Annotated in this window: 10 protein-coding genes; 1 reads left to right on the forward strand and 9 read right to left on the reverse strand. The window is 32.2% G+C overall.

The features are described from left to right. The first annotated feature begins 182 nt into the window (after window positions 1-182). Entirely contained in the window at window positions 183-1,994 is a 1,812-nt protein-coding gene (locus tag AC3QL1_RS02795) for a hypothetical protein (RefSeq protein ID WP_492494901.1), read from the forward strand. Between the two features lie 49 nt (window positions 1,995-2,043). On the opposite strand, the gene AC3QL1_RS02800 is transcribed toward AC3QL1_RS02795, so the two are convergent. From AC3QL1_RS02800 to dtd, 9 genes are all read right to left on the reverse strand, one after another. Then, window positions 2,044-2,481: a YMGG-like glycine zipper-containing protein gene (locus AC3QL1_RS02800; RefSeq protein ID WP_492494903.1), complete on the reverse strand. Its 438-nt coding sequence runs from the start codon at window positions 2,479-2,481 to the stop codon at window positions 2,044-2,046. A 414-nt stretch (window positions 2,482-2,895) separates the two neighbouring features. After that, on the reverse strand, window positions 2,896-4,173 hold the full coding sequence (gene kynU / locus AC3QL1_RS02805) for a kynureninase (RefSeq protein WP_492494904.1): 1,278 nt from the start codon (window positions 4,171-4,173) through the stop codon (window positions 2,896-2,898). Between the two features lie 173 nt (window positions 4,174-4,346). Next, a complete protein-coding gene (gene queA / locus AC3QL1_RS02810; RefSeq protein ID WP_115847990.1) occupies window positions 4,347-5,396 on the reverse strand; it encodes a tRNA preQ1(34) S-adenosylmethionine ribosyltransferase-isomerase QueA in 1,050 nt (349 codons plus the stop codon). Window positions 5,397-5,726: 330 nt separating this feature from the next. Beyond that, a complete protein-coding gene (gene aroA / locus AC3QL1_RS02815) occupies window positions 5,727-6,956 on the reverse strand; it encodes a 3-phosphoshikimate 1-carboxyvinyltransferase (RefSeq protein WP_492494906.1) in 1,230 nt (409 codons plus the stop codon). A 99-nt stretch (window positions 6,957-7,055) separates the two neighbouring features. Beyond that, window positions 7,056-7,382 (reverse strand): nucleotide pyrophosphohydrolase, encoded by a 327-nt coding sequence (locus AC3QL1_RS02820; protein ID WP_012022600.1) that lies wholly within the window; start codon window positions 7,380-7,382, stop codon window positions 7,056-7,058. A gap of 41 nt (window positions 7,383-7,423) precedes the next feature. Next, on the reverse strand, window positions 7,424-9,346 hold the full coding sequence (locus AC3QL1_RS02825) for a transglutaminase family protein (RefSeq protein WP_492494908.1): 1,923 nt from the start codon (window positions 9,344-9,346) through the stop codon (window positions 7,424-7,426). Between the two features lies 1 nt (window position 9,347). Further along, window positions 9,348-11,351, reverse strand: a complete 2,004-nt coding sequence (locus AC3QL1_RS02830) for a transglutaminase family protein (protein WP_492494910.1) — start codon at window positions 11,349-11,351, stop codon at window positions 9,348-9,350. A gap of 5 nt (window positions 11,352-11,356) precedes the next feature. Beyond that, window positions 11,357-13,264, reverse strand: coding sequence for a DUF3857 domain-containing protein (locus AC3QL1_RS02835; RefSeq protein ID WP_492494912.1), 1,908 nt, complete (start codon window positions 13,262-13,264; stop codon window positions 11,357-11,359). A gap of 63 nt (window positions 13,265-13,327) precedes the next feature. Further along, on the reverse strand, window positions 13,328-13,780 hold the full coding sequence (gene dtd / locus AC3QL1_RS02840) for a D-aminoacyl-tRNA deacylase (protein WP_492494914.1): 453 nt from the start codon (window positions 13,778-13,780) through the stop codon (window positions 13,328-13,330). Window positions 13,781-13,796: the final 16 nt, after the last annotated feature.

Below are 13,796 nucleotides of genomic sequence, written 5' to 3' on the forward strand. Positions count from 1 at the left end.
TTTTGCCACAAATTTCACGAATTTTCACGAATTAATTTTTCAAGCATCCTACATAAAAATTAGCGGAAATTTGTGTAATTCGTGGCTAACAACCTTTTTTACAATTTACATAACCTGACAATTATCAGGTTTTAGAAAAATCCTTTTTCCAATATTTGTTTTTATTTTAATTTGAAAAACAAATGACAAAAAGGCCTTTACACACTTTTCATATTCCGGTAATGGGACTCGCCTATACTATTGACAGCCCTATTAGAGTGGCACAATACGGTATTTCATCTGTAATTTCAATCGCCGACGATGATTTAATTGAAAAAATGCGCAATTTTTACAGCACCAAATTCAATTTCCCATACGAAGAAATAACTCAGAAATTTCAGGATTATCGTGCCGAAAGAATTACTTCTTACTTAAATTTAGTTGATAAAATCGTAAAACAGAAGTTTGAAAATTTCAAAACAGAATTAGCCGAGAGCAAAACTGCATTAGAAAATTTTATCGCAACATTACCCAATACTTCTGATATTAAAAAAGGTTTTCAAAACTTACTGGAAGACGGAATTTCATTTAAGGAAAACATTCAAAATTACATCGAAACCAATCTTTTTGCGGGAGAAATTGACGTGAATATCATGACAAAACTGGACAAAGATAATTTCATAAAAAACGAACAGCTTCCTATCGAATTTAATGATGCTCATGCCGCTTTAAGAGGTTTTGCCAAAAGTAATCTTGAATCTTCAGTTGTACTTTCTGCAGGAATGAATCCAAGGCTTTACAGCTACTTTGAGAATTTTTCTGATTTTTTTCCAAACCAAAAAAACGAACTTAAAAAGAAAATTATCCTAAAAGTAAGTGATTTTAGATCTGCTATGATTCAGGGAAATTTCCTGGCCAAGAAAGGACTTTGGGTTTCTGAATATCGCATAGAATCAGGTTTAAACTGCGGCGGACATGCTTTTGCTACTGACGGACTTTTATTAGGAACGATTCTCGAAGAATTTAAACAGAAAAAAGCGCAACTAATTGATTCTGCGCATGAATTAATGATCAAAGTACTTCAACAAAAAAATGCATTTGTTCCTGATCAGCCTTTACCTTTAAAAATTACAGTTCAGGGCGGCGTTGGAACATCAGAAGAACATGAATTTTTATTAGACCAATATCAGGTAGATTCTGTTGGCTGGGGTTCGCCATTTTTACTAGTTCCTGAGGCAACATCTGTAGATAAAACAACTCGAAATTTATTGATAAATGCCAAAGAAGAAGATTTATATTTAAGTCATATTTCTCCTTTAGGCGTTCCTTTTAATACTGTGAAAGGAACAACAAATGAAATCCTGAAACAAAAACGAATTCATGAAAATAAAGCAGGAAGTTCCTGTCCGAAAAGATTCCTGGCGCTAAGCAAAGAATATGATCCGCATGGAATTTGCACAGCTTCAAAAAAATATCAGGACATTAAGCTGGAAGAGTTAGAAAATATAAAAAGTACTATTTCACTCAACGCTTTTGAGAATGCCAAAACTAAAATTACCGAAAAATCATGCTTGTGTGTTGGCTTGGCAAATGCTTCTTATTTGGAAAATGATATCAAAATAAAAGGTCAGGCACAAGGGGTTGTTATTTGTCCTGGACCAAATATGGCTTATTTTGACCAAGAAGTTTCATTGAGTGATATGTTGCATCATATTTACGGAAACAAGTCTGTTTTAAGAACTAATAATCGTCCAAATTTATTTGTAAAAGAATTAAAGATGTATATCGATTATTTTAGAAATGAAATTGAAGGTGTCTCTGGTGACGTGTCCACCAATCAGCTCAAAAAATGGAATAGTTTTAAAGCTAATCTTTTTGAAGGAATTGAATATTATCAAACTTTGTTTTCATCAGGCTTTTATTTTAAAAGTGATCTTGAAAATATTAAAAAGCAATTTGATTCTTACAAACTGGAATTAGCCGCAATAAAAATACCAATCCCACAATTGGCATAAAACAAAAACCCCGATTTAGATCTCTAAATCGGGGTTTTTTATATATAATTTATTGCTTTTTATTTTTGCTATCGATAACAGCACCTGTTCCAGTTCCTAAAGCAGCACCGGCTAAACCACCTATAATAGCACCTTCACCTTTTTTCTTACTTACAATAGCTCCGGTTGCAGCACCAACTCCGGCTCCAATTACGGCACCTTTAGCAGTTGCACTCCAGCCTTTCTTTTTAGTTGTAGTTGTTGTAGTAGCAGTATTTCCACTTGCTGCCTGTTGATGCACGACCACAACCTCTTTTTGAGATTCAACTCTCTGCTCTTCTTTTATCTTAGCCATTTCAGTTTTCATTGAATCCATTACTCTTTGTTTATAAATTTCAACTTTCATGGAGTCTATACTTGCCTGTTTCGCTTTTTTCATATCTGCGTTCGATTGGTTCTGACAAGAAACAATTGACAAAGCGACTAGTAATATATATAACGTTTTCATGATTGTAGTTTTTAAATTATTGTACACTACAAAGTAAAAACAATTGCTTTTGTTAAAGTTACACGATTTAGAGTAAAGGTTATAGAATTTGAATATTCATGATTGGACGCTGATAGCGCCGATTGCTAAAGCAAAACGCGGATGATACAGATTTTAATTTGCCATTCTAACAATCTTGATAAGTTACTAATTACAGATAATTAAATAGAAAGTTTAAGATAACTTCAACATAGCCCAGGGTTGAAACCTTGGGGATATGCATTATGAAAATACATTGAATGATATATTGGCTCCAAACGGTTGAAACCGTTCGCTATGTCTATATAAAGTGTATTTGTTTTTGCCTTAAGAATATAATACCTTCTGTTCCGAAATGAGAAAAAGTTTGCGCCTTAGCGTCTTTGCGCGATAACTTTACTTTCCTAAAATCCCTTGTTTAAGAATCTGTCCAAAATCATACATATCTTCATAAGAACAATATAAAGGAACTGGTGCAAGGCGAATTACGTTAGGTTCGCGCCAATCTGTAATAACTCCGTTTTTCATTAAATAATCGAATAAACTTCTTCCTTCTCCATGTAAAAACACAGACAATTGCGAAGCTCTTTCTTTTGGATTTGAAGGTGTAATGATTTCGAAATTTCCTTTTACTTCTTTATCAATTTCATGAAGAATGAATTCTAAATAAGATGTAATATGATCTCTTTTAATAATTAAAGCGTCCATTCCAACCTCAGCAAACATTTCTACCGAAGCTAAATACGGTGCTAAAGAAAGAACAGGTAAATTACTTATTTGCCAGCCTCCCGCTCCGTGAACCGGATCAAAAGTGGGTTCCATTTTAAAACGTCGTTCTTTGTTATGTCCCCACCAACCTGCAAATCTTGGTAAGCTGGAATCGTTATGATGTTTTTCATGAACAAAACAACCGGAAGCATTTCCCGGACCAGAATTCATATATTTATAACTACACCAAGCGGCGAAATCTACGTTCCATTCATGAAGTTCAAGTTTTATGTTTCCTGCGGCATGCGCTAAATCCCATCCTACTTTTGCACCCGCTTTATGTCCTGCAGCCGTGATTGTTTTAATATCAAAAACTTGTCCGGTGTAATAATTTACACCGCCAATTAAAACCAAAGCCAGTTCATCACCAACTTCCTCAATTTTTGCCAGAACATCTTCAAGACGAATATTGTGTTCGCCCTCACGCCGTTTGATTTCTACGATTGCATCTTCTGCTTTATATCCATGAAAATGAACCTGACTCTGAAACATATACTGATCAGAAGGAAAGGCTTTTTCTTCACAAATAATCTTGTAACGTTTGCCTTCCGGCTGATAAAAAGAAACCATCAACAAATGTAGATTCACAGTTAAGGTATTCATTACCGTAACTTCTGATGGCAAAGCACCAACAATTTTACTCAACGGCTCTGCAAATCTTTCCTGATAATCCCACCAGGGTTTTTGAGCATAAAAATGACCTTCGACAGCTAATTCTGCCCAGTCGTTCATTACTTCGTCAATATATGCTTTGGTGCGTTTTGGCTGTAATCCTAAAGAGTTTCCTGTAAAATATATAACACGTTTGTCATTTACTTTCGGAAATATAAATTGATCCTGATAATGGTTTAAAGCATCTTGTGAATCGAGTTGTTTCGCGAATTCGCGTGTATTTTGAAAAGTCATTGCGTTTATTTTGAAGCGTAAAAATAGGAAATGTTTTTTTGTTTCAAGTTTCAGGTTTCAAGTTTAACGTTCTGCAAAACCTGAAACTTGAAACAAAAAAAAACTTGAAACCAATTTTAAATAAAAAAACCCATCATTTCTGACAGGTTTTAAAATTCTGAAATTAAATCAGATTATAGAATCAACATCGCATCTCCGTAAGAATAGAATTTGTATCCTTCTTTGATTGCTTCTTCGTATGCTCTTTTCATTAAATCGTGACCACAGAAAGCAGAAATCATCATTAATAATGTTGATTTTGGTGTGTGGAAATTTGTAATCATACAGTTTGCAATACTAAAATCGTGAGGAGGAAAAATGAATTTATTTGTCCATCCTTCATAAGGATTTAAAGTGTTTTGAGACGAAACTGAACTTTCAATTGCACGCATTGAAGTTGTTCCAACAGCGCAAATACGTTTTTTGTTTGCTTTTGCAGCATTTACAATATCGCAGGCTTCCTGTTTGATAATCAATTCCTCAGAATCCATTTTGTGTTTCGATAAATCTTCCACCTCAACCGGATTAAAAGTTCCCAAACCAACGTGAAGTGTTACTTCTGCAAAATTTACTCCTTTGATTTCTAATTTTTTCAAAAGGTGTTTAGAGAAGTGTAAACCGGCAGTTGGCGCTGCTACTGCTCCTTCTTCTTTTGCATAAATTGTCTGGTATCTTTCAGCATCTTCAGCAGTTACTTCTCTATTGATGTATTTAGGAATTGGAGTTTCTCCAAGTTCTGTTAATTTGTTTCTGAATTCTTCGTAAGAACCGTCATATAAAAAACGTAAAGTTCTACCACGAGAAGTCGTATTGTCAATTACCTCAGCAACTAACGAATCGTCATCACCAAAATAAAGTTTGTTTCCGATACGGATTTTTCTAGCCGGATCAACCAAAACGTCCCAAAGACGTTGTTCTGAATTTAATTCTCTTAGTAAGAAAACTTCAATTCTTGCTCCTGTTTTTTCTTTGTTTCCGTACAAACGTGCAGGAAAAACTTTAGTATTGTTAAGAATTAAAACGTCTCCGTCATCAAAATAATTGATAACATCTTTAAACATTTTATGTTCTATAGTTTGTTTTTGACGATCGATTACCATTAAACGAGATTCATCTCTGTTTTCTGCTGGAAATTCCGCTAAAAGTTCTTTTGGTAAATTAAATTGAAAATGTGATAATTTCATATTGGCATTGTTGATTTTAGAGTGTAGATTTTAGATTTTCTATCTAAAATTATAAATCGTGTGCAAATATACGATTGTGAGATAGGCGTTGTCAAGTGTTTTGGTGTTTATTTTCAAAAGTCGTTGATTTAGTGGTGTTTCGGAGTTGAATAAAAACGATTTTTTAACCATATAATTGATATAAGTTCATTTAATTGAAATTCCAAGAAAAATTGTCCCTTTTTATTTGGCTAAAGCCGAGAAGTTTGCGCATAAAAAAACCCCTAGTTAAAACTAAGGGCTATGTAAATTATGCTCATTTTATTTTAATGAACTTATATGGTTTAAAAATTACAATTCTGAAATTTTAAAATTCAATGCTTTTAAATCCTCCCAGAAATCCGGATATGATTTTGAAACTACTTCGGCATTTTCGATAATAATTGGAACTTTAATCGCTAAAGGTGCAAAAGCCATTGCCATACGATGATCGTTGTATGTGGCAATTTTTACATCGTGATTGATATTATGCGAAGGCAATAAAGTCAAAGAATCATTTGTAACAGAGATATTTGCTCCAAGCTTTGTCAATTCAATTCGAAGCGCTTCAAGTCTGTCTGTTTCTTTAATTTTTAAAGTATGAAGTCCAGTTAAATGACAGCCAATTCCTAAACCTAAACAAGTCACTACTATTGTCTGCGCAATATCTGGTGTATTATTTAGTTCGAAATTTACATCTTCAAATTTAAAATCTTCCTGTTTTACCAAAGTCATTTTGTTATTCTGAAACGTAGTCTGAACTCCTAATTTTTCATAAAGTGAAACTAATTCAGAATCTCCTTGTAAACTATTTTCTTTATAACTGCTTAAAGTGATTGAAGCTTTATCGGCCAAAGCCACTAAACTAAAAAAGTAAGAAGCAGAACTCCAGTCAGATTCTACAACCATTTCTTTGGTAGCAACTGCTGCTTTTGGATGTACTTTAATTACGTTTCCTTCAAAACTAGTTTGAATATCTAAATCATTCAGCAAAGCCAAAGTCATTTTGATGTATGGTATTGATGTAATTTCTCCTTCTAAAGTTAACTCTAAACCATTATCTAATTTTGAAGCTACTAATAATAAAGCCGAAATATACTGACTGCTCACATTTGCAGCCAAAGTTACTTTGGAAGCTGTAACTTTTTTTCCTTTGATTCGAATTGGCGGATAACCTTCTTCTTTTTCATAAGAAATCTCAACTCCCAATTGCGCCAAAGCTTCCACTAAAATTTTGATTGGGCGCTCTTGCATTCTGCTTGAACCTGTCATAACCACTTCTCTGCCTTCGTTTACAGCAAAATAAGCCGTTAAAAAACGCATAGCCGTTCCAGCGTGATGGATGTCTACAATTTCTTCATTTCCAATTAATGCTTTTTGCATTACTTCACTGTCGTCAGAGTTTGAAGTATTAGAAAGTGTAATATTTGGGAATAATGCTTTCAGTAACAATAAACGATTTGTTTCGCTTTTTGATCCTGTAATATTTAGTTGAGAATTGTCAATGGTGAATTGTGAATTCGTGCTTAATTTTAAATTCATGATAATAGTTATGAGTTGCGAATTATGTGTAATTTAATTCGAGCCCGCAATTTACCACTCCACATTCAAAATTCAAAATTCACCATTGATATTTCACAATTATTTCAATTTATCGTTGTTTTTGTGACGATCCTTGTCTCTAACTGATTTTAAATCCATTTTTTTATCGAAAGCGGCTTGTAAATCAATTCCCGTTTGATTCGCCAGACACAAAACCACAAAAACAACATCGGCTAGTTCTTCGCCTAAATCTTTATTTTTATCACTTTCTTTTTCTGATTGTTCACCGTATCTGCGTGCAATAATTCGGGCAACTTCACCCACTTCTTCGGTAAGCTGCGCCATATTGGTCAATTCATTAAAATAGCGAACTCCGTGTTCTTTTATCCAGGTATCAACGTCAAGTTGAGCATTTTTTAGATCCATGATTATATTTTTCAACAAAATTAACCTAATCTTTCAGGCGATTATATTCTTTTTAAAACAATTTTTTCAGTTTCTTTTGCAATCATTGCTTTGTAATATTCTTTTAGCATTTCATATTTATCCGCCCCAATGATCGCTTCATTAATTTGGTGCTGTATTCCGAGCTGTATTGTATCACCAATCACAGCGACTTCATATTTAAAAAAACCTAAATTATCTTCCATAACAACTGAAATTGATTCTGGTAAATTTTCAATTGTAAATTTTTCAGGTATTTTAATTGATATTGTAAATTTTTCTAAAAATGGAAAACCAAAGTCAACTGGATATTCTCTTTTTTCTTGTTTAAAAGGATTTTTTTTATTTGTAAAGAATAACATCGGATTTATGTATATTTTATCTCCAATATTTTCAGAAGAATCAGAGCCATTAAATGAAAATGTTTCAAGAATTGGCAATAATAATTCTTTTTCATTGATTCTTTTATAATCAGTAAATTCAATTTCATTATTCTCATCTTCTGTTTTTTCTAAATAAACACCCTCCTTTACTCCATCAGTATTTTTTCTAAACTTTAATGCTTTATATTCTGAATATTGCCTTCTAATTTTGCCTTCAACATTACCTGAATCATCAACTCCATAAATCATTGAAACAATATCGCTGGATATTTTTTTAGGCATTAGATCTACAACTTCAGAAGTTCCATCTTTACGTACTAATCGACCAATCCAATTTAAATCCCTCAAAGGCAAAACATTCATTGTCGAAAACTTATCTGTTGCGTCTAATAAAATATTTCCATTTAATGTTTCCACAGCCACAATTACATAATTGAAAGCTTCAGTATTTGGAAAAAATGCAACACCATTGGATCGAGTACTAATTAAAACCGGATTGGCTTTTAAGCCGGCATAACGCAACATTGCAGCCAGCATCAAGTTAATATCAGCAGAATTTCCTGATTTTTCCTTGTATGCTTTCTGGACACCTTTATCACAACCATAGCCTCCAAGATTGTTCCATTTTACATTTGATTTTACGTATTCCTGAATAGCTACTATTTTTTCTTCTACTTTGTTTTTCCCTTGTAATAATAATTTTAAATCATCTTCAAAATAATCTGTTTTATTTAATTCCGGTCCAAAATTTTCAAACTTATAAATAGTTTTAACAACGTCATCCCACGTACCGGAGAATGATTTAAAACCTTGTCCAGGTATTGATATTGATTCTAATTCATGTGAAATAGCTGCTCTGTAATTATTAATATTATTGACAAAAACTTCTTCTTTCATAGCTGGTAAATCCTGAAACAGATAAATATTTTCAGTTGCTAAAGAACCATTTTTATTAACAACCTCGGTTGTAGTTTTCGGAATAAAATATCCTTTTAAATTTCTCTTAAACGAAAATGAATTTGGAATTATAGTTTTAAGTTCTGAATAATTAACCGGAATATCTTTTTGAAAATCCCAATCTTGAATATTTAAGAAACCTCCTTCTTTGTTATACTGGTATTCGATAATACATCCTTCTCTAAGATCTGGAAACACTATTTTTTTAACCCAATAACGTTTATTATTTTTTTCGACAAATTCTCCTTCCTGAGACAACTTAGACTTTACAATTTTACCATCTACTAAATTATACGTATAAACATCCTTTATTCTTAACTCACTTAATTTTCCCGCAGGAAAAGAAATTTGAACATTAGACCAATCATAACCTTCTTTCTTATAAATTTTTATGCGTGTTTGAAAATTTACATCTGAGTAACCCGAAGCAGTTAATTTTACTAATGCCTTGCTAAAAAGAATAGCTGCAACAGCCGAAGAATCTTTAGGGTGAATTTTTTCTTCTAATTCAGCAATAGTTACTTTTCCTAATTCATGATTTTGAGCTTTAATATTTGAAAAAATGAAAAATGAAAAAGTAACTAAAACTAAACTCTGAAACTTCATATTATATTCTTTTTAAAACAATTTTTTCGGTTTCTTTTGCAATCATTGCTTTATAATATTCTTTTAGCATTTCATATTTATCAGATGCAACAATTGCTTCGTTTATTTGATGTACAACAATTAATTGTAAAGCATTTCCGTTTGCTGCAATGTTATATTTAAAAATACCTAAATTATCTTCCATTGTCATTGCCGCTGGAACTGGTAAACTTTCCACAGAATATCCATCAGGAATTTGAATAGTAATATTGTATTTATCTGTAAAAGGGAAACCAAAATCTACCGGATATTCGCGAACTTCTTGTTTAAATGGATTTTCTTCGTTTGTAAAAAAGAGCATCGGATTAATATATAATTTATTGCCAATTAATTCGCATAAATTGTTACCGGTAAATGAATATGTTTCTGTAATTGGCAATAAAATATCCTTTTCGTTTGTTCGTGAATATTCGCTTATTTCTATTTTGTTATTTTTATTTTCTAATTTCTCCAGATATTCTTCTTCTTTTAAATTAGAAATATTACCTCTGGTTATCATCGCATTATAATCCGTCCATTGCCTTCTAGCTTTCCCCGTGATCTTACCTTCTGTATCAATACTGTATGTAATAAAAACAGTGTCGTTTGATGTTTTTTTAGGCATCAAATCAATATCTTCTGAGGTTCCATCTTTTCTAATTAATCGTCCTCGCCAGTTTAAAGTTCTCAATGGCAAAATATTAGGTGTTGAAAATTTATCTGTAGCGTCAAGCAGAATATTTCCTTCTTCAGTTTCGACTGCTGCAATCACATAATTGAAAGCCGTTCTGTTAGGAAATATGGATATCCCATTCGACCTTGTACTTATTAAAACCGGATTAGCTGTTAATCCTGCATAACGCAGCATGGCAGTAAGCATTAAATTAATTTCAGCGACATTTCCAGTTTTTTCCTGATATGCCTTTCGTACTCCTTTATCACAGCTGTAGCCATAATATTCATCCCACTTTATTCTTGATTTAACATAATTCAGGATTGCTAATATTTTCTCATTAGTAGTATTTGCGCTAGACAACACCACCTTTAAATCATCTTCAAAGTAACCTGTTTTGTTAAGTTCAGGACCAAAATCTTCGTAATCATATATTGTTTTGGCAACTGAATTCCAATCTGTAGAATATAGTTTTGATGGTGTATTTGGATATTTTGTCATGGATAATTCCTGAGTCAAAGTGGCTGTGTAATTATCAATGTTATTAACAAATTGTTCCTCTTTTATCGCTGGTAAATTTTCTGCCACAAATGTCGTCCTTGTTTCTAAAAACTCAAGTTTTTCGTGCGAGGTAGCTGCACTTACAACTCCTCCGGTTCCTTCTCTATAACTATAAGGTATTTGTCTTGTCATTTTCTCCTCAGTTACTTTTGGACTGATATATCCCTTTGAATTTTTACTGTAAACAAAATATTCGGGAACATTCATTTTATATTCTGAATAATTTACAGGAATTTTATTCTGAAAGCTCCAATCTCTCGGACTTCCTATATTAGCAGTTTTTAAAATATATCGAAATTCTACAATAGAGCCTTCTTTGACATTTGGCATTGTAAATACTTTTTGTGACCAGTATTTATTAATTATTTTATCAAATTCTCCATCACTTTTTAGCTTGGTTTTTTCAATTTTTCCATTTACTAAATTATATGTATTAGCATCTGTTAAATAAACTTTTTCCTTTGAACCACTCGTGTAATAATTAATTTTTTTTGTAGCCCAGTCGTAGCCTTCTTTTTTATATATTTTAATTCTTGTGATTACTTCAAGATCCATTGTAAAACCACGATCCTGATCATATTCAAAAGTATTTTGTCCCTTTTCAAAAATTATCGCTGCAACTGCAGATGTATCATTTGGATGATTTTTTTCTTTTAATTCTTCAATAGACACCTTTCCTAATCTTAAATCCTGAGCTGTTGCTTTTGAAAAAACAAGGAATATGCAGAATGCTACAATTTTAATAATTTTCATTTTAATTAGTTCTTGGTTAATATAATTTTGGCGTTATCGTTTTTTGAAATTTGTTCCATAAAAAGACGATATTCATCATATTCTTTGTTAGAATATTTCCCTTTATTTAAAAACATGGATCGTTTGTAAACAAGTTTGTTGTTTTCTTTTTTAATAATTTCGGTTTTGTATTCACCAAATTTCCCTTTTAGTTCATAGTTTGTCGGTAAAAATTCAATTGTAAAACCTGTTGGTAAACTGATTTCTATTTCATCTGTATCTAAATACCCACGCTGAATCTGAAATGGATTTTTGCGGTTTCTAATTCGTTTGACATTTTCCGAATTTTGATTAAAGGCATCTACAGCAAAAATCATTTTGTTTCCTGAAGTTGTGCCATATTCTACCGCACTTAAATGGATATCTTCAGTGAAACGAATATTCTCTTTATCATTATTAAAAGTTATTTTACCAAGTTTGATATTATTTATATTGTCCCAATAGTTTTTATAGTGTTTTTCTTTTTCATCGGGTTGCAATTTTTCAATTTGTTGTTTGCTTCCATATTGAGATCCTTCCGATTTGATATTTATTTTTCCCGAAAAAATGCCATTTTCATCTATAGAATAATTTCCCGTACTAACCTGAGTATTATTTTCAGGTTCATAAACTTTAGTTCTGATAATTTCTCCTCCATCTGGCTTAATCACAATAACTTTTCTATTATCTGTAAAATTTGCCTGATATCCAAATGGATCATCCTGACTTGTACATTCTAAAAAAACATATTTATCCTGGTCGGGAACACATAAGATTACGTGATTTCCTTCAATAGAAAAAAATTCCTCATCAATATCCATAAGATCACGATCACCATATAATTCTGTATAATAAGACTGAACGCCTACAGCATCTAGTAATGCTCTGGTGTAATTAGAAAGAGCTTTACAATCTCCATATCCCAAACGATCAACATCTGTTGCCAGCATAGGTTTAAATCCTCCAATTCCTAATTGAATACTCACATACCGGGATTTCTCCTGCATAAATTGGTAAACAATTTTTGCCTTTTTAACTGGATTTGATTCATTACCAACAAGTGTTTTTATCTTAGATTTGGTCTCATCAGGCAGTATTGTCGTTTCGGTTAAAATTTTATCTGAGAACCATTTTCCATATTCCTTCCAGTTTTTTGCATTTCCATCAATTCCTTCAAGATTAAAATATTCCAAACTCATTTTTAGTTTTGGATACAATTCGCTAAAAACCGGACTATAATCTTCAGGTTTTTGAGGTAAAATATTTTGTGCAGTATAAGAAAGCTGGGTATCTGTTTCTTCTGTTTTTTTAATATCAAAAACTGAAAATCTGCTTTCTTTTTTTCTAAAACCAAGATTATTAGGATATTTAACATTTAAAATAGATTTCTCTACACTTACAAAATAGTTATCCAAAGGGTACCATTCTGGAAGAAATGCTGTATTGGAAGTCTCTATTTCGCTGCTAAAAATAACTGTGTAAGGATATGATATTGGAGTATAATCTAAATAAATATATCTGGCATCAGAAGCAAGTGTGGCTCCATCTGCAGCACTAATATCCTTAAAGTCTTTGCGCTTTATTTTTTTCAACTCTTTACCAAAAGCATCATAAACAACAGCCTCAATGTTTTTAACTGATTTTCTTTTGCTGTAACTTTGAATAGCATTTACTGCTTTGGCTCCCTTTTCATTAAATACAGTTACAACTCTGTTGATTTTAATGATCATGCTTCGCTGCGATAAAATCGTAATATCAGTTTGATCTAACCTAACTACCGCATTGGCATTTTCCTTAAGACTATCGGCAATTGCAGTTACTGGATATTCGCTCTTTTGAGCAAAAGAAATAAGAGTGAAAAGGAAAAAAAATAACGCAAAAATGGGGTTTTTCATCAGTCAGTAATTTCGCCAAATATATATTATTTTTAGAAATCCTTAACAATTGTTTATTATTTTTTACTCTCGGTTTTTGCTGTCTATTAAAATAGTTACCGGTCCGTCATTTAACAAGCTGACTTTCATGTCTGCACCAAAAATTCCGGTTTGTACTTTTTTATTAAATTCCTTTTCAAGAGATTTTACAAAATTCTCATACATTGGAATAGCGAATTCCGGTTTTGAAGCTTTTATATAAGAAGGACGATTTCCTTTTTTTGTAGAAGCGTGAAGTGTAAACTGACTTACGGCTATAATATCGCCGTCGATATCCTGAACCGAACAGTTCATAACATCATTTTCATCACCAAAAATTCTCATTTTTATGATTTTCCCAACAAGCCAATCAATGTCTTCCTGATTATCAGCATCTTCAATACCTACTAAAACCAATAATCCTTTTTGAATATCGGCTGTAATATTTCCATCAACAGTTACCGAAGCCGAAGATACCCTCTGAAGAACAATTCTCATATCTAATTAGTTGTGA

The sequence above is a fragment of the Flavobacterium sp. GW823-FHT04A11 genome, assembly GCF_058796535.1.